At 31.5% G+C, this 19,879-nt stretch carries 16 protein-coding genes; all 16 read left to right on the top strand.

Annotated features, from left to right (window positions below):
* Positions 1–1,043 (top strand): N-acetylmuramoyl-L-alanine amidase family protein (locus ACI3VO_RS07285; protein ID WP_439757270.1); only part of this gene is annotated, 1,043 nt, incomplete at its 5' end.
* Positions 1,044–1,292: 249 nt separating this feature from the next.
* Complete coding sequence (locus ACI3VO_RS07290; protein WP_439757271.1) at positions 1,293–3,278, top strand: LTA synthase family protein; 1,986 nt, start codon at positions 1,293–1,295, stop codon at positions 3,276–3,278.
* A gap of 147 nt (positions 3,279–3,425) precedes the next feature.
* Entirely contained in the window at positions 3,426–4,970 is a 1,545-nt protein-coding gene (gene murJ / locus ACI3VO_RS07295; protein WP_439757272.1) for a murein biosynthesis integral membrane protein MurJ, read from the top strand.
* 272 nt (positions 4,971–5,242) lie between these two features.
* Positions 5,243–6,307: a C40 family peptidase gene (locus ACI3VO_RS07300; RefSeq protein ID WP_439757273.1), complete on the top strand. Its 1,065-nt coding sequence runs from the start codon at positions 5,243–5,245 to the stop codon at positions 6,305–6,307.
* 165 nt (positions 6,308–6,472) lie between these two features.
* The gene (locus tag ACI3VO_RS07305) at positions 6,473–7,132 is read left to right on the top strand and encodes a hypothetical protein (RefSeq protein ID WP_439757274.1); all 660 of its coding nucleotides are present in this window, start codon (positions 6,473–6,475) and stop codon (positions 7,130–7,132) included.
* Positions 7,133–7,204: 72 nt separating this feature from the next.
* Entirely contained in the window at positions 7,205–7,741 is a 537-nt protein-coding gene (locus ACI3VO_RS07310) for an amidase domain-containing protein (protein ID WP_439757275.1), read from the top strand.
* 195 nt (positions 7,742–7,936) lie between these two features.
* The gene (locus ACI3VO_RS07315; protein ID WP_439757276.1) at positions 7,937–8,794 is read left to right on the top strand and encodes an N-acetylmuramoyl-L-alanine amidase; all 858 of its coding nucleotides are present in this window, start codon (positions 7,937–7,939) and stop codon (positions 8,792–8,794) included.
* Positions 8,795–8,808: 14 nt separating this feature from the next.
* Entirely contained in the window at positions 8,809–9,258 is a 450-nt protein-coding gene (locus tag ACI3VO_RS07320) for a hypothetical protein (protein WP_439757277.1), read from the top strand.
* A gap of 176 nt (positions 9,259–9,434) precedes the next feature.
* Entirely contained in the window at positions 9,435–11,300 is a 1,866-nt protein-coding gene (locus ACI3VO_RS07325) for an Eco57I restriction-modification methylase domain-containing protein (protein ID WP_439757278.1), read from the top strand.
* A 67-nt stretch (positions 11,301–11,367) separates the two neighbouring features.
* Positions 11,368–12,603, top strand: coding sequence for a patatin-like phospholipase family protein (locus ACI3VO_RS07330; RefSeq protein WP_439757279.1), 1,236 nt, complete (start codon positions 11,368–11,370; stop codon positions 12,601–12,603).
* Positions 12,604–12,636: 33 nt separating this feature from the next.
* Positions 12,637–12,897, top strand: a complete 261-nt coding sequence (locus ACI3VO_RS07335) for an HPr family phosphocarrier protein (protein WP_320627332.1) — start codon at positions 12,637–12,639, stop codon at positions 12,895–12,897.
* Between the two features lie 139 nt (positions 12,898–13,036).
* Entirely contained in the window at positions 13,037–14,743 is a 1,707-nt protein-coding gene (gene ptsP, locus ACI3VO_RS07340) for a phosphoenolpyruvate--protein phosphotransferase (RefSeq protein WP_439757280.1), read from the top strand.
* Positions 14,744–15,151: 408 nt separating this feature from the next.
* On the top strand, positions 15,152–16,429 hold the full coding sequence (gene pgsB / locus ACI3VO_RS07345; RefSeq protein ID WP_439757281.1) for a poly-gamma-glutamate synthase PgsB: 1,278 nt from the start codon (positions 15,152–15,154) through the stop codon (positions 16,427–16,429).
* Between the two features lie 34 nt (positions 16,430–16,463).
* Entirely contained in the window at positions 16,464–16,913 is a 450-nt protein-coding gene (gene pgsC, locus ACI3VO_RS07350; RefSeq protein WP_439757282.1) for a poly-gamma-glutamate biosynthesis protein PgsC, read from the top strand.
* 9 nt (positions 16,914–16,922) lie between these two features.
* The gene (locus ACI3VO_RS07355; RefSeq protein ID WP_439757283.1) at positions 16,923–18,182 is read left to right on the top strand and encodes a CapA family protein; all 1,260 of its coding nucleotides are present in this window, start codon (positions 16,923–16,925) and stop codon (positions 18,180–18,182) included.
* A gap of 26 nt (positions 18,183–18,208) precedes the next feature.
* The gene (locus tag ACI3VO_RS07360; RefSeq protein ID WP_439757284.1) at positions 18,209–19,816 is read left to right on the top strand and encodes a gamma-glutamyltransferase family protein; all 1,608 of its coding nucleotides are present in this window, start codon (positions 18,209–18,211) and stop codon (positions 19,814–19,816) included.
* The last annotated feature ends 63 nt before the right edge of the window (positions 19,817–19,879 follow it).

Consider the following 19,879-nt stretch of genomic DNA (forward strand, 5'->3'; position numbering starts at 1 on the left):
CTACTATTGTAAACAAAATAGTAGATAGACCATTTTATAAGGGAAATATACCAGGAGGAGATCCAAGAAATCCTTTAGGAAGAAGATGGATGGGTCTAAATATAAATGGAACTTATGGAAGTACTTATGGTATACATGGTAATAACGATGAATCATCTATCGGTAAAAATGTAAGTCATGGTTGTATAAGAATGCACAATGATGAAGTTGAGTGGTTATTTGACCAAGTAACTATCGGAACAGTTGTTTTAATAAAAAATACATCAAACTCAGATGATTATATAGCTAACTACTATAATATAACAATATTAAAGAGTGGATGGTTTACTGAAAATGGTAAAAAATACTATAGAAAATCTGATGGTACTCTAGCTAAGGGCTGGACAACTATCAATGGTAAAACTTACTATTTCGGTAAGACAACTGCGAAATTATACACTGGTTGGGCTACAATAGGTGGATATAAATACTATTTAGGAACAGATGGTGCTAGACGTACTGGCTGGACTACAATAGGCAGCGATAAATACTACTTTGGTAAAACAACAGGTAAAATGTACACTGGCTGGACTAGTATAGGTGGAAAAACTTACTATCTAGGCAAAACAACAGGTAAACTATATACTGGCTGGGCTACAATAGGTGGAAAAACTTATTATTTAGGTACAGACGGTGCAAAACGTACTGGTTGGGTAACTGTAGATGGAAGTAAATACTATCTAGGAACAGATGGTGTTAGACGTACTGGTTGGAGAACAATCGGCGGAAATAGATATTACTTCGGCAAGAAAACTGGTAAATTATACACTGGCTGGACTAGTATAGGCGGAGAAATGTACTATCTAGGAACAGATGGTGTTATGGTTACAGGAATACAAACAATAGATGGTGTTGTTTATGAATTCGGTACAAATGGTGTATTAATAAGAACTATTACTGAAGAAGATAAACAAGAACAAGCTACACTAGATCAACCGGCTACAAATGATGAAAATTTATCAGTGGAAAATACTGAAGCTCAAGATGTAGATTCTCAACAATAGTTTGAAATACAATACTGCTTTTAAAGACGAGTCTTATGACTGCTTTGGGAGCAGTATTTTTTATTGCAAAATTGTAAGCAAATTGTAATGAATTTGTATAACTTATTTAATTGAAATTTGATGTCAGTTAGTCTATAATAAAATAAGCTTGAAAAGTAGAACATTATATTAATTCAAATGATGAAAGTTCGCCGTCAGCATAGATTCTATGTGAAAAATATGGAAAAATAATTACGAGGGGGAATAATTTTGAAAAAATTAAATGATATCTTTAAGATAGATAGTAAAACAAAACATCAAATTTTATTATGGTTAATCGGTGGCTTGGTATTAGTGTTTGCGACAGAGTTTTTCCTTAGAGGAAGCTTAGCTGAGGTAGGTAGCTTGCTTGTAAAAACACCAGGCGTAGTGTTAGCAAATTATTTGCTTATATTGATGCTGACATCAATATTTTTTTTAGCAAAAAGAAAATATATGGTATATTTTTTATCATTCTTGGTAATATTAGGAGTATCAGTAGTAACTTTCTTCTTGATGGATGTTAGGGGTATGCCGCTTACTTTTTCAGATTTGTATTCGATAGGTGAAGCTATGGAAATAGCAGATAAGTATATTAATAAAACTGTAGTCATATTAGGTGTATTATGTTTAGTGTTTTTGATAGCAATAGCAGTATTTTTATATAGATTGGATTTTGATACAAAGAGATTTAAATTAATCAATTTTGTGCTTATTTTTGTTGTATCAATAGGCTTTTTTTCAACTGTGAAAAATCAAAGAGCACAGCATATAATGAGATTTAAAAAGTGGGATATAGCTGAGTCCTACAAGTGCAATGGTTTAGCTTATTCGACAGTAGAATCATGCTTAAGATACATAAGAACTAAACCAAGCGATTATTCAAAAGAAAATATAGAAAAAATCAAAGAAAGAGTCGACAAAGCTGCAGCAGAGGACGATAGAGAGCTTAACCAATCTAAGCCTAATATTTTATTTGTACAATTAGAAGCGTTTATGGATCCAACAGAGATTAAAGAAGTAAAATTCAGCGAGGATCCAATACCAAACTTTAGAAAACTGACTAAATTATACACAAGTGGTATGGCAAATGTTCCAACTACAGGAGGTGGAACTGCGAGAACTGAATTCGAATCTATGACAGGACATAATATAGATTACCTTACTCCTGGTGAGATACCTTATAATACTATACTTAAGAGTAAATACTATAATTCTGTGGCTACGACTTTAGGTTCACAAGGTTATGGAACTCATGCAATACATAATTTCCAGGGAAATTTTTATAGCAGAAATAATGCCTATGCTAAATTGGGATTTGACGATTTCACATCTAAAGAATATATGAATAATTACGAATTAAATGAAAAAAATTGGGTCAAGGACGTTATCCTAGCTGATTATATAGAAAAGGCTTTAGATTCTACTGAAGGCTCTGATTTAGTATATACAATAAGTGTTCAAGGACACAGCAGCTATCCTACAGATGCAGAAAATTACGACTTCCCTATAAAGGTGACTAGTACTTTAGATAAAGAGATGGAAAATGAAATCTACTACTATGTAAACCAAATAAAGGGCAGCGATGATTTAGTAGGGAAATTAGTTGACATGATAGATAAAAGAGATGAAGATACAATAATTTTATTCTACTCTGACCATATGCCTAATTTGAAGGTTTTTGGACAAGATGATTTTTATATAAATAAATACAAGGCTCCATTTGCGTTTTACGCAAACTACGATATAGAAAACTATGATATAGAAAAGATAGAATCTTATGAATTTAGCTCACTTATGTTCAAAGAAGCCAGATTAGAATACGGCCCAATGGAAAGATTTAACACATACATGAAGGATGAAGAGGATTTTTCTAAGATGCAGGATCTTATAGAGTACGATGTTTTATTCGGAAAATCTTATTATATAGATGAAGATGAAAAGCCTGAGAAAAACACTATAAAGATGGGATTAGATGAGATAGAGATAAAAAGCATCGATATCAAGGACAACAAGATCATTCTAAATGGACAGAATTTCACTATAAATAGCAAGGTTTATTTAAATGGAAATGCTGTGAAGACTAAATTTATAGATCCAAATACACTAGAGGTAGATTACGTCGATAATTTAGATACTCTAGTAGTCAAGCAAATGGGACGTAATAGTACAGAGCTTAGTTCATCTAATGAGCTTAAATACAGTCAAACTAAATAATTAAATCAGGGGGATATTTGCTAAATGGTAAATATTCCCTTTTTAACGATTTCTTAAAATAAATTTAATATTAATCTTATAAAATGAATAAAAATCAAAAGATTGGTAAAAATATAAAAGAGATGAAAAGTATGGGAGGGGAACTGAGTGTCGAGAACTGCAAAAAACGCTGTAACAATTATGATAGCGACATTATTATCTAGAGTATTGGGATTTTTAAGAGAGACTATATTAGCTAATTTTTACGGTACAAGCATGGTGGCAGATGTATTTGTACTTACACTCAATATCCCGGGTCTGATTATATCTATTGTAGGTTCGGTGATTTACATGATGTATATCCCTGTGTACTACGATACTAAAGAGCGACTAGGAGAGGAAGGTTCTCTTGAATTTACCAATAATATATTAAATATTTTATCTATATTCTCGATAATAGTGTCAATATTGGGTATAATTTTTGCATCAGAGATAATAAAAATATTCGCTATTGGTTTTGAAGGCGAAAAATTTGATTTGGCAGTCAAATTTTTACGTATTATGATGCTTGGAGTTTTATTTTTATCTTTGAATAAGATACAATCATCTTTTCTACAGGTTAAAGACAGCTATTTGCCGGCAGCTCTAGTGGGCGTTGTCTACAATATCTGTATAATAATATCTATATTCCTAAGTGTGAGATATGGGAGCTATTATCTAGCAATAGGTGCCTTATTAGGACTTGTAGGTCAGGTTTTATTACTAGTTCCATTTATGCACAAGAAGGGCTATCGATATAGATTTTATATAAAATTGAAGGATGAATCGATTTTAAAAATGGTCAAATTGAGCATACCGATGATGATAGGTGTGGCGATGAGTCAGCTAAATGTATATGTGGATAAGGCGCTTGCAAGTACATTAGGCGATGGTAAGCTTTCTGCTCTCAACTATGCTTCTAGACTAAATGATTTTGTAGTGGCTTTATTTGTAACATCTTTGATCACAGTTATATATCCTAAGCTGTCTCAGTTTGTAAATGACGATGATAAAAAAAGCTTTAAAAAGATAATCGTCAAGTCCAGTAACTGCCTGCTATTAGTAGTAGTTCCGATAACGGTTGGAGCTGTAATTTTATCAGAGCCGATAGTCAGAGTTCTTCTACAAAGAGGAAGCTTCAGCAGCGAATCCACTGTAATGACTTCTAATGCACTTAAATTATACGCTATAGGTGTGATAGGCTATGCTGTCAAGGAGATTTTGAGCAGGGGATTTTATTCACTAGGAGATACAAAGACACCTATGATAAACTCATCATTATCTGTAATTATAAATATAATCTTGGATTTAATATTTATAAAGCCGTTTAGCTATATGGGACTAGCGATGGCTACTAGTATTTCATATATGGTGACAGTAGTTTTGATGTTTTTTAGTCTAAGAAGAAAGGTAGGATCTTTTAATGGAAAGGCAGTCTTTTCTACATTTGTTAAATCCTTGCTGGCTTCAATAGCTATGTCTATATGTGTGATTTTTACTTATAATAGTTTGATTTCAGCTTTAGGTATGGCATTTTTAGCAGAAGTTATATCTTTAGCAGTTAGTATTTTATTTGGAGCGACAATTTACATAGTTTTTATAAAAGTATTAAAGGTAGCAGAAATGCAAATATTAGAAGATACTATTAAAAATTTATTTGTAAAACAAAGATAATCGTCAATAAAGCTCCAAAAACTTGTGAAAAAATATAGATATGTAAATTTATTAAAAAATAAATATATTATCAAAAAAAATAGGTTAAAAATCGAATGAAAATGTTTTTCTGCTTTAAATTTAAAGTTAAAAAAACATATATTATAAAATTTTTTTGTTTTAAAAAGTGTATACAATGACCTCAACACCCTAATTGACTGGAAAAATAATCCGAAATATGCTAAAATAGAAAATATAAAATTATTAATAATTAGGGGGTGAGTGTCAAACATATGTTTACTGAGAAGAAAACAAAATCGACACTATCTAAAGCCTTAGCTTTAGGAATGGTTGCAACTTCAGTATCACTTGGGGCACAAACAGCAACAGTTGATGCAGCTAACACAGAAAATACAGGAACAACTTCAACATATAAAACTCAATCATCAACAAAAACAGGAACTGTAACAGTTTATGCATTAAATATAAGAAAAGGACCAGGTACATCTTACAGTATAGTAGGTAGTTTAACAGAAGGTCAAAAAGTTACAGTTACAAGTACTGCCAGCAATGGATGGTACAAAATAAAAACATCATCAGGAAAGGTTGGATATGTAAGTCCAAAATACTTAAAAGTATCTGGAACAACTTCAACAGATAATGATGATTCTAACAAAGGTGGAGCTTACGTAGTAAAAAGTTACTCAACAATTCAAAAAGTTGGTAGAGTTACTACAAGTACATTACGTCTTAGAACAGGCCCATCTACATCTTACAGTATAAAAGGAAATATTTACAAAGGATATGTAGTTGGAATACAAAAACAATACAGCAATGGTTGGTATAAAGTTAAATTAAAAAACGGAACAACAGGATATGTTTGTGGAGATTATTTAAAAATAACTTCAGGAACATCAGCTGACTTAAAGAGTGGAAGCTCAACATCAAATAACGATAATAACAGTGGATCAACTAATGTCAGCTCAAAAACACAAGCTGTTGTAAATATGGTAAAAAGACAAGTTGGTAAACCATATGTTTATGGAGCAGCTGGACCAAATTCTTTTGACTGTTCAGGTCTTACATATTATTGCTACAAAAATGCAGCTGGAATATACTTAAATAGATCTTCAGCAGCACAAGCATCAAACGGAAGATATGTCAGCAAAAGCAATCTAAAACCAGGGGATTTAGTATTCTTTAACAGTGGTACAAGCCGTATACACCATGTAGGTATGTATGTTGGAAATGGACAATTTATACATGCTCCAAGCCCAGGAAAAACTGTAAGATACGAAAATCTATACTCTTCTTACTATGTAAAAACATATGTAACTGCTAGAAGAATAATAGGATAATAAATTTTTAGAGATATTAAAATACCACATAATACTATGCTTGAAAGTAGTGTAGTTTTATGTGGTATTTTTTGCGTTTTAGAGAATATACAAAGCCTAGCCTTCATAAAATTTACTATAAATGTTATAGGAGTATCTAGAGTATATTTAGTGGAGGTATTTGGTATGGTAAATATTACAAATAGATTGATCGATAAAAAAATAAATAATATTAGGTTTTTTTTAAATTATCCTGAAATTGAAGTAGAAACTCAAAGTGAGGAGGTGGAAAAATTTACATCATTTGTAAATGAATTTATAAAAAATGATGTGAGTATTTTTGAAGAGGTTGTAATGTCGAGCTTAGGTGAGGAATTAATAGTAGGAAATATCAACGTTATTTCCGAATTTCAAAGAGCTTTTAATAAAAATAATATAATCAGCATACCCGTAGAATTTTCACAAATTATTGGACTTACAGATATCAGCCATATATCTAGTTATAATTACGATTTTAATAATATGGAAAAAATTACATTAGATACTCTTTTTAAGGAGGAAGTAGATTTTGAGAGAATAATACAAAATTATATAATGGAGGAAATTTATGACATTTTAGACAAGTACAGAGGATATGTTGGGTACGATATTTACGAATTGATAAGCGAATCGATTTATATATGCGAGGATCCAGTTTTTTATTTCAATGATAGAAATTTAGTGATTTGTATATCTAGCTTTGAGCTTACAAGCAAGGTGTGCAATTTAATTGAGTTTTCTATATGCTTTAAAAAAATAAAAAATATATTGAGCGATTATGCACTTCAAAACATTGTTTCATATTAATGAAACGTCGTACTTAAAATAGTTTCATGTCGATATAAAACGATATTTTTTGTTCAAATAGGAGAAAAATCTATGGGGAGTGAGAAAATGGTAAATTTTACAAAATACAATAGAGAAGCAGCTGCGCAATACGCCATGAAATGGGCATTATCAAGGAATACAGCCTATAAAGATTATGAAAATTGGGGTGGTGATTGCACTAATTTTATATCACAATGTGTACATGCTGGAGGTATAACTTTTGATCATGAGGGTAATAATATATTAAAACAGTGGTATTGGTACAGCGACATGAGCAGAACCCCTAGCTGGACTGCAGCAGAGCCTTTTTACAAATATATTATAGGAAATAATTCTAGCAATACGCATAATTTTGGGATTTACGCTGAGGAGGTGGACTATTACGATTTAGAGGTTGGAGACATTGTACAGCTTATATATGAGGATAATTTGGCATATCATACTATGATAATAAGCGACGTCATTTTAGATGGAAATTTTTTAGTCGATTATTTAATCTGCCAGCATACTTATGATTTATTGAATTATCCACTTAGTTTAAAAGTAGGTGAAAAAAGATATATAAAAATATTCGGATATTATGATTAATAATCAGTTTAAATGTCAATAATATTTGAAAAAAGCCTTTCTAAATGATAAAATTACTTTATAATAGATAGGAAATTATATACATTTTAAAATATGGATAAGTATAATTCCTATAAAGTGTATTTGTAGAAAATCAACATTGTAGATTTTTAGAAGAAGGATTTTCTTATAATAAGAATTTTTGATATAAGAAAGGTGAAGCTAGTGACTAAGAGAAAAATAACCAATAAAAAAACTACTAAAAGTAGGAAAAAAAGAAAAAAGGGTTTACACAGAAAGAAAACATCTGTTAATAAGAAAAAGCTTATAGTAGTTATAGTTTGTGCGATTATAGTTCTTTTTGCAGTGGGATTTGTCGGCAAGAAAACAGTCAGCTTTGTAAGCAATGTCTGGCCTAATATAATTTCCCTAAAGGACTCTTTGACAGGCGGCAAGGTGGACAAGTCGAATGTAAATTCTGATGAACAATTTGATGTTGGAGACGAGGATAAAGATACTTTACAAAAGAAACACAATGTATTTATAGATGTAGGCTGTGGAGGCTATGAAACAGGATATGTTACATCTAATATAAAAGAAAAGGACATGAATTTAAAAATAGCTAAAAAAGTCGCAAAAAAATTAGCTAAAGAAGACGATATAAACGTGATCTTATCTAGACAAGAGGATGTTTACCTAAGTTCAGACGAGAGAAAAGCTCTAGCAGAAAATGAAAAAGCAGAGGTATTTGTGTCTATTCATATGGCTGGTGAAAAATCAGGTGATGCTTCAGGTGTAGAAACTATCTACCAAAAAGATTCAGAAAATGGTTCTTATGACTTGGCTGTCATTATGCAAACCTCTATATCAGCTTATGTAAAGGCTAAAGACAGGGGTACGAGTGCTTATGATATGAGTGTGTTAAGAGATAATAGTATACCTGCTGTATATATCCAATGTGGTTTTTTAAGTAATTCCTCAGAATTAAAAAACTTAAATAACAGTAAATATCAAGATGAATTGGCAGAGGGAATTGCACAGGGTATATTAACTTATATAGATGCTAAAAAATAAAAAGGGGTGCTAAAATGGCTGATTTAGAAGTAAAGAAAATTTTAATTGAAGAATCTTTGAGAAAAAGTCAAATGTCACAGGTGTTTGATGTCGTTTCAAATGACAAAATGGTATTTTTTAGATCATTACAAGAATATCAAAAAAATAAATTATTATTAGGTATAATATTGGATGAATCTGCCTATACTACAATTACTATATTCTTTGGTAAATTAGTAGATGAGTCTAAGAAGGATGATGTTATAAAATTAATAAATGAATTAAATGGCATACATAATGTAGAAAAATTCGTTTTAAATAAAAATAACGAACTTTTAGTTCAAATTCCATATGTATCTTTATCACAAGACTTCAATGGAGATGTTGCAATAGACTTACTAAGAGCTCTTTATGGAATGCTTACTAAAAATGCATATTCAAGATTTGAAGAAATTCTTGGAGAAGATATGTACAATAAATTATAAAAAGTAGGAATACAAATTTAATTTAAAGGTCAATTAGGGGGTCAATTTTGGGTATATTTAGCAAATTATATCCGAAGTTGACTTTTGTAAATTGTGGATAATTAGTATTTCTATTTAAATAATATAGCTGTAGAAATTGTGAATAAATATAATTTTCGTTTAATGGGGGAAAAATTATGAGTGGGAGTTTTGCAGTTTCAAAAAAATACGAAAGTCATCTAGATATTAAGACGAGAAAAGAGAGAGGTATTTACTATACTCCCTATATAGTAGTTGAATATATACTGGATAAGACATTGAAATCACACGATATAGTCGAAAATCCATATCCTAGAGTCTTAGATCTATGTTGTGGCTGTGGAAATTTTTTGATAAAATCTTATGAAATACTTTATAAAAAATTTTATCAAAATATAGATAATTTAAACCAAAAATACGGACAAAATTTTATATCAGAAGAAAATATAGGCTTACATATTATGAAAAACTGTATTTTTGGTGTGGATACAGATAAAGATGCCTTGGATATTTTAAAAAGTCAATTTGTGGATATATTAGAAGAAACTGATGCAGAGTTTATAGAGGAATTTAATATATTTTGTGGAGACAGCTTGAAGATAGATTTCAAAGATGTTTTCGGTGTGGATAAATTTGATTATATAGTTGGAAATCCACCTTATATAGGTCAAAAATTACTAGACAATGAATATAAGAAATTTTTATATAAAGAATACGAAGAAGTCTACAGGGGTAAAGGTGATTTATATTTTTGTTTTTACAAGAGGATTTTAGACCTGCTAGATAAAGATGGGCTTGCCGGTATTATTACGCCTAGGTATTTTATGCAAAGTCCCTCAGGTAAATTTCTCAGAAGGTATTTAATCGAAAATTGTGATATAAATACGATAGTAGATTTTTTAGGTGCTAATATATTTAATAATCTCGGGATAGCGAGCTGTATAGTTTTATTTAAGCGTAAATATTCTAAGAAAAATTATATAGATTTGTACAAGATAATAGATGATAATATAAGTATCAAGCAGATAACAAATTTAGAGGATTATTTAAACCAAGGAAATTTTAAAAAAATAAATATAAATCTAGATTCTCTTGGAGAGTCTTGGATGATGGTGGATAAAGAGGAATTTGAGTTTTACAACAAGATTCAAAGCAAGAGTCAATATTTTTTAGAAGAAATTTGTGAAAGCTTTCAAGGTATAATTACAGGATGTGATAAGGCATTTGTCATAAGAAATGACGATAAAAATATAGAAAAAATAAACAAAAATTTATTAAAAAATTGGATAAAAAACAAGAATGTGGGGAAATATATAATAAATAATTCACAATATAAATTGATTTACACAAACGATATAGACAGAGAGGAAGATTATAAATTTGTAATAGACACGTTCTTGTTGCCTTATAAAGAAAAGCTATCTAGTAGAAGAGAATGTATTAAGAACACTAGAAAATGGTATGAGCTACAATGGGGTAGGGATAAGCAATTATTCGAACAGAAAAAGATAATGTATCCCTATAAATCTAGAAACAATAGATTTGCTATAGACGTTGATAATAGCTATGTCAGCGCTGATGTCTACTCATTTTATATAAAGGACAAGTATAAGAAGGAATTTTCATATGAGTATTTAGTAGGCTTATTAAATTCTAAAGTATACGATAAATACTTTAAGATAATTGGCAAGGAAATGGGCAAAAAAATATTTGATTACTATCCAAATAAGGTCATGAAATTGAAGATTTTTAAAGATGAAAATTATGAAGAAATAGAAGATCTATCTAAAAAGGTAATATCACTTTCAAAGAGAAAGATGGAAATAGAAGAAAAAATTGTGGAAAATTTAACAATACCAATGGTTTCAGATGATTTTTCAAAAGTTTCCAACAATAAAACGAATGTAAAAATACAAGACAAAAAAATTTCTCTCTTAAAGGAAAAATATTACCTTGAAAATGAGATAGATTTCTTAGAAAATATAATAGAGAAGAGAATTAAAAATTCTCTAGATTTAAAATAGCAAAATGAGTTTATAGCTTTTACGATATAATGTTTATAGCACTTGGATTTTAAATTAGGTGATGTAAATGAAAGGTTTAGTTTTATCAGGTGGAGGCACTAAGGGTGCTTACCAATTTGGAGCATATAAAGCTTTAAAGGAGTTAGGAATAGAGTTTGATGGAGTAGCTGGAACTTCGATAGGAGCCTTAAATGGAGCATTTATAGTTCAAGATGACTTTAAAAGTATGGAGGATATTTGGTTAAATAAAGACTACAAGAGCTTTATGGACATAGAAGAGGATTTCTACGAAAAATACAAAAATATCGCCATGAAGCCTAAAAACATAAATGCGATTTTAGAGCTTATGAATAAAGTTAGAAAAAATGAAGGAATCAATATAACACCTTTGAGAAATTTACTAAAAGAGAATATAGATGAAGAAAAGATTAGAAATTCCTCTAAGGATTTTGGTTTAGTGACTGTTTATTTAGATAATAAAAAAATAGTTCCTAAGCATCTTATGAAGGAGGATATACCAGAAGGACAGCTTGTCGATTATTTAATCGCAAGTGCTAGCTTACCAATATTTCAGTTAGATAAATTAGATGATAAGTTGTACTTGGATGGATTTTTCTCAGACAATACACCTGTTGGGTTATTGGCTAGTAGAGGTTATGATGATATAATAGTTATTAGATTATCAAATGACAATATAGGAGAAAAAAGTATACAAAAGTACAAAGACATAAATTTAACAGTGATAAGACCGTCTATGAGTCTCGGCGGTTCACTAAATAAAGACAAGGATCATATGGATAAAATTGCAAAGCTTGGATATATGGATACAATGAAGGTATTTAAACGATATGATGGAGTTAAGTATTTCTTCAATGCGGATTTTAGATATGATGAAGAGACTTGTTTTGAGGCTATAAAAAATTTAGACATCGATACAATAAAAGAGCTTTGCGGTATATTAAAAATAAAGAGATCGCCAAGCCTTAGAGTTTTACTTGAGGATATAGTTCCAAAGCTTGGAAACATATTAAATCTCGATAAGGAATTTACATATAAGGATATTTTTTATAGTATATATGAAAAAAAACTTGAGGAAAATAATATAGAAGTTTTGAATTTATATGATTTTTCAAAAGTAATAGATTTGATCAATACGAAGATAGATTCAAATGATTATGATTATGAAAATAATGAAAATAAATACATTATTTTGGTAAATAAAAAAGAAAAAAATGAAAAGGCAATAATAGATATAATTCTCAATGATTTTAAAAATCAGAGTTTGAAAAAAATGCCTATTTAAATTTTTTATGTATTTTAATTAGGAGGTTACATTATGGAAAAATCAGTAGTAATAAAAAACGCAACAGGTTTACACGCTAGACCAGCAGGAATGTTTGTAAAGAAAGCTTCAGAATTCACTTCAACAGTAGAAGTATTAGCAAAAGGAAAAACTGTAAATGCTAAATCAATCATGGGTATAATGAGCTTAGGTTTAGGACAAGGTGAAGAAATAGTTATAAAAGCTGAAGGTGCAGACGATGCTGCTGCAGTAGATGCATTAGTAGAATTAATCGAAAGCGGATTTGGTGAATAATCCAAACCGATAAAAACAAAAGAAAACCTGGGGAGGCCCCAGGTTTTTGCGTAAAATTTTAGACAACTAGAAATTATCTGAGAGATTCAGTTTCATATAAAATAAATAAAAATAGGGTTATATTTTAGGAGGAATAAATATGTTTAAAGGAACAGCAGCTTCACCAGGTATTGTTCTTGGGAAAGCGTTAGTGTTAGAACATAATGAATTAGTAATAGAAAAAAAATCAATATCAGATGTAGATGCAGAAGTAGCAAAATTAAACGATGCAGTAGCAATATCAAAAGCAGAACTTGAAAAAGTTAGAGATAAAGCTAAAGTAGAATTAGGAGAAGAAGAAGCTCAAATATTCGAATCTCATTTATTAGTTTTAGAAGACCCAGAATTATTAGGATCTGCAATAGACAAAGTAAAGGCTGAAAATGTAAATGCAGACTTTGCATTAAATGAAATAAAAGAAATGTTCGTTGGTATGTTTGAATCTATGGACAACGAATACATGAGAGAAAGAGCAGCAGATATAAAAGACGTAACTAACAGAATATTAAGACATTTATTAGGTGTTAAAATAGTTGACTTAGCAGCTTTAGAAGATGAAGTAGTTTTAGTTGCACATGATTTAACTCCATCAGATACAGCTACTATGGACAAAAAGAAAGTTTTAGGTTTCTTAACTGATATCGGCGGTAGAACTTCTCATACAGCTATAATGGCTAGAACTTTAGAAGTTGCTGCAATAGTTGGTTTAACTGATGCTACAGAAAGAATCAAAGACGGAGATTTCGTAGTATTCAACGGAGATACTGGTGAAGTTATAATAAACCCAGATCAAGAAACTATAGATAAATACGCTCAAATGAAAAAAGAATTTGAGGAATACAAAAAATCATTAGAATTATTAAAAGGACAACCATCTGTTACAACTGATGGAAAACACGTTGAATTAGCAGGAAACATAGGTACTCCAAACGATGTTGATGGATTACTTAAAAATGACGCTGAAGGTGTTGGTCTTTACAGAACTGAATTCTTATACATGGATAGAAGTGATTTCCCAACTGAAGACGAACAATACGAAGCTTACAAAGCAGTTCTTGAAGGAATGAGTGGAAAACCAGTTGTTATAAGAACTCTAGATATAGGTGGAGATAAAAAACTTGACTACCTACAAATGGACGAAGAAATGAACCCATTCTTAGGATACAGAGCAATCAGACTTTGCCTAGATAGAAAAGAAATATTTACAACTCAATTAAGAGCTTTATATAGAGCTAGTGTTCACGGAAAATTAAGAATAATGTTCCCAATGATATCTTCTCTAGAAGAATTATTACAAGCTAAAGCTACTTGTGAAGAAGTAAAAGCTGGGTTAGATGCTGAAGGTATAGCTTACTCTAAAGAAGTAGAAGTTGGTATGATGATAGAAGTTCCATCTGCAGCAGTTATATCTGACGTACTTGCTAAACACGTTGACTTCTTCTCTATAGGAACAAATGACTTAATCCAATACACTTGTGCAGTAGACAGAATGAACCAAAAGATAAGCTACTTATATAACCAATTTAATCCAGCTGTATTAAGATTAATAAAAATGGTTATAGAAAATGCTCATAAAGAAGGTAAATGGGCTGGAATGTGTGGAGAAGCTGCAGGAGATCAAAGAATGATACCTATACTTTTAGGATTTGGTCTAGATGAATTCTCTATGAGTCCAATATCTATATTACCAGCTAGAAAATTAATAAACTCTGTAAGTGAAGCTGATATGAAGGCATTTGCTGACAAAGTTTTAGAACTTGGAACAGCTAAAGAAATCGAAGCTTTCATAGCTGAAACTTTTAAATAGGACATTTTAAAGTAGTTACCGAAAAATTTATATATATATATTTTTAGCCGATTTTTAAACAAAATCGGCTTATTTTTAGTCTAAATTGTGTTTTGAAAACAGATATTTATAGAGCGTATATAGATGTTTGTTTTTAAAATTTACAATAAATACCATAAAACTCATAAAGTTAATTTTTTGTGACAATTATTTATAAAAATTTAATTTACTATTTAAAAATATATGATAGAATATAATTTATAATAAAAAAGGTTACAATAATGTTACAATTTTATGGAAAAAATATTAAAAGATGTGAATAGGATGTGTTTATTTTGTATATAATCAAAATAAAGAACATCAGTTTGATATTTCCATAGCGAGAATTTAATATTTAACTAAGTAATTAAATCTAGAAAGGAGGATGTTATGTACGATAAAACTACTATAATTCAACTTATAATAATAGCTGTGGGGATAGCTATGTTATTTTATCTAGGAGTGAGAGAAAAACGTAAAAACGAGGATAATATAAAAAATTTAGCCGTCAGAATAAATGTCAACGGTATAAGAGGAAAATCTACCGTTACTAGACTTGTAACAGGGGTTTTAAGTGAGGCAGGTTACAAAGTCGTAGGTAAGACAACTGGTACATCACCAAGGATGATATATTGGAACAAGGACAAGGAAGAGGTAATAAGACGTAAAGCCGGTGCCAATATAAAAGAACAAATTCAAGTAATCGACAAGGCGAGAGAGGTTGGGGCAGATGCATTAGTCTGTGAATGTATGGCTGTCAGACCAGAATACCAAGACGTCTACCAAAACGACATATTTAAAGCAAATATAACAGTAATCGTCAATGTCTTAGAAGACCACTTAGATGTAATGGGTCCAACTACAGATGAAATTGCGATGGCATTTTCAAACACTATACCACATGATGGCTATTTAGTAGTCGACAATGGACCTTATGTCGATTATTTCACAGAGGAATGCAAAAAGAGAAATACAAAAATAGTTGTAGCAGACAATTCAAAAATACCAGAGGGACTAGTTGAAAAATTCAAATATACAATATTTGAAGACAATATATCTCTTGCTCTAGCTGTTGCAGAAATTTTAGAGATAGATCCTGAGGTTGCGTTTGAAGGAATGCTAGCTGCTAACCCAGATCCAGGTGCTGCTACTATAGTTGATTTTGGACGCAGAGGAGAGAGCAGTATTTTTGTAAATGGATTTGCTGCAAACGAGCCATCATCTACTCTAGCTATTTGGGATAAAATAAAAGGAAATCTTCAAAATACAGACAATCCAATTATTTTATTCAATGGTAGAGAGGATAGGGTCGATAGAACTGACCAATTTATCGCGGATTGCTTCCCTTATTTCACAGGGGATGTGACTTTGGTGGCTATGGGAGAAGGTAGCGATCATATAGACAAGGCTATCCGAGCTGGTAAGTTGAATAATATCAAGGAATATATCGATTTATCAGATTTAGATATAGAAGAATTAATCGAAAAATTATATTCTATGTCTAAAGATAGAGTAATCTACGGTATAGGTAATATACATGGAGATGCAGATATTTTATTACAAGAAATGTTTGGAATTTATATAAATGATGAAGAAAATTCAAATAGTGAAGGATTTAGTTTTGGAGCGAAAGGAAGCTTAAGTGCTCATTTTCAAAACTTATTTTAGAGAGATTATTTAAAGACATATTGAGGAGGGACACATGTATATAACAGATTTTTACATGTCATTGATAATAGGTGTTGTCGCAACTCTACTATTTGTAGAGTCATTTGGAATCACACCAGGTGGAATTATCGTTGCAAGCTACCTGGCTTTAGTTTTTGATTCACCTATAACAATGGTATTAATATTTTTAGTTTCGTTTATAACTTACGGCATTGTAAACTTTATACTGCCTAAGTTTGTTATACTATATGGTAGAAGAAGATTTGTTGCGACTATTGTAATAGCAGTAGCCCTAAAGCTTATCTTTGAAGCCATTTATCCAATGACACCATTTCCTACTTTCGAATTCAGAGGAATAGGTATAATAGTGCCTGCATTACTATCAAACTGCTACTGTAAGCAAGGTGTGAAAATAACTTTAGTTTCAACTCTTGTAATGACTGCTGTAGTTTATGGAATAATGCAAATAGTTTACTTAGTGTAGGTGATTTTTATGGAAAGAAAATTAACTTTAAAGGAAAAAATACAAGCTTTCATAAAAAGACAGCCTAAAACATCAGGTAAGTCTGTAATAGCTATTATATTGGTACTATCTCTAGTAGTATTCGGAGCAGGCATAATGGGAGATGCAATTGGCAAAGACAACGCCACAAAAACTAAAAGCGCCTATGATGGTGATAGCTTAGTAAAGGGTACTGTTGTTGGAGATATGATGCTTGGAAGATCAATAATGAACAAGGGTTCAAAGGACGATTACAGCGGCATGTTTTCAGGAGTATCTAGCTTATGGCAGGATTCTGACTATGTCTCAGGAAACCTAGAATGTGTACTTATAGATAATCCATCAGATTACGAAAAAAACGACAAGGAAATACACATCAATGCCGAGACAAAAACAGCCGATGTCTTAAAGGAAAGTGGATTTACGCTTATAAATTTAGCTAATAACCACTTAGCCGACTTCTGTGCTGATGGAGTAGTAAATACTATAGACAAATTAGAACAAACAGGTTTAGATTATGTAGGTGCTGGCAAAAATATAACAGAGGCTGGCAAGTACAATATCCAAGAAGTAAATGGAATAAAAATCGCGACAGTATCAGTCAGCGACATAATTCCTAAAAACTTCTCAGCTACAGCAGGTAAGGCAGGTATTTTGTCTACTAACACAATGAGATATTACCAAGCAGTCAGAGAGGCATCAGAGGAGGCAGACTTAGTCATAGCAAATATCCACTGGGGTGTCGAATATGGATTTGACCAAACTGAAAGACAAGAGCAATTGGGAAGAAACTTAATAAACTTTGGTGCTGATATAGTAATCGGTTCTCATCCACACGTGTTACAGCCTATAGAAAAGTACAATGATGGTATTATTTTCTATAGTATGGGGAACTTTGTGTTCGACCAAGGATGGAGTAGAACTAAAGACAGCATAGTATTAAATTATTTTTTAGATGAAGAAGGAAATTGCAGCTTTGAAATTGTTCCAGTTAGAATTAAGGATGGATATCCAACTGTTACAACTAATTCTTACTTTAAAAAGAGAACTTACAACACTCTAACTAAAAACTTGAGTGAAGGTGATTATGAAGTCGGGTCAGACACTTTACTTCTAAAAAATGCCATAAAAGTCGACTTAAAAAGTAAGAACGATGCATCACAAAATACTTCAGACGATGCGACAAACACTACAGATAACACAGCAGATGGACAAGCTCAAGGCTACACAGAAAATGGCATCAATTATTAGGAATAATTTTATTGGAGAATGATGTTATGCAAAAAAATAGGAAAAAAAATAATAAGAAAAATGGAAATTTTGGACTAGTATTGGGCATAATAATAGCATTGATTGTAGGTGCTATTTGTTATTTTAAATTCGTCAAGGGAAATGATAATACCGATACTAATGCCACTGTAGATAGTAGCCATTCATATGTAGTCAGCACATCTAATCAAGCTGCTACAGAAATAGGCGAAAAGGTTCTAGCTGAAGGCGGTAATGCAGTAGACGCAGCCATTGCAGTTTCATATGCTTTAGGAGTTGCTCAGCCTTACGCATCAGGTATAGGCGGTGGAGGAGGTATGCTTATATACGATCCTTCAGGTGACGAGTATAAATTTTACGATTACAAGGACTGTGCACCTTTCTCAAATGAAGAGAGACAAAGTGATGTAGGTGTACCAGGTTTTGTAGCAGGTATGGAAAAGATTTCTGAGGACTATGGAACAGTAGATTTATCTACTTTAATAGGATATTCTGTCGATTTAGCTAGAAATGGAGTAGAAGTCAACGAAGATACTGTCAAGGCCATGGATTCATTCTCAAGCCTGCTATCACAGGATGAGGACTACTTAAAGGATGGAAGCCTTCTAAAAGAAGGGGACACACTAGTTCAAAGCGAGCTAGCAGACACACTTGAAAATATCCAAAAAAATGGTGCAAAGGCATTTTACAGCGGTGAAATAGCAGAAAATATAGCAAAAGCAGGTTCTATGGATGCATCTGACTTGTCAAAATACGAAGTCAAAATAAACGAACCAGTTTCTGGAGAATTTAATGGCTATAAAGTGGTTTCAGCCCCACCACCATTTTCAGGGACTCCACTTATACAAATGCTTGAAATCATAGAAAAACAAAGCCAATCTAAGGATATAAACGATGTAAGCAATTACTTAGAGGTTTTAGATACAGCGACTACTCTATCTAATTACGATAGAGGCAAAAAGATGTCTGACTTGGATTTCAATCCAGTAGACTACAACGAATTAACTACAGACGAATATATAACTAATTTACTAAAAGAAAAAGGTGTCACATACAGTGAAGACGACGAGAGTGAAAGTACTACACACTTTGTAATAGTAGACAAGGACGGAATGGTGGTTTCATGCACAAACACACTTGGTCATTTCTACGGCTCTCAAAAGAAAGTAAATGGTTTTTATCTAAACAGTAGTTTAAAGAGCTTTGGAACAAAGGGAATCAACAAGTACGAACCAGGAAAAAGACCTAGAACTTACACTTGCCCTACTATAATCCAAAAAGGCGATGACTATATAATGGGTATAGGTACTCCAGGAGGAGTTAGAATCCTAAAAATGCTAGCACCTATTTTAGTAGACAACCTATACTTTGGAAAAGATCTACAAGAATCAATAAACAAATCAAGGGTAATATTCTATGAACCAGGTGTATTGATGCTTGAAGATGGCAGAGATGAGGACTACATTATAGATGTCAGCGAAAGTGGATATCCTTATGTAGATGTCAAGGATCAGCTTTACTTCGGAGCTGTCCAAGCAGGTGGAATTTCTGATGGACATTATTTCGGAGCATCTGACAATAGAAGACTTGGAAAATTATCTATAAGCGATAAATAAAATTAAAACCGATACATGTACTGATGAATCTGCACATGTATCGGTTTTTTTATCAAAAAAATA

Origin of the sequence: Intestinibacter sp., assembly GCF_051866655.1 — a bacterium.
In the GTDB taxonomy this organism is placed as follows: domain Bacteria; phylum Bacillota; class Clostridia; order Peptostreptococcales; family Peptostreptococcaceae; genus Intestinibacter.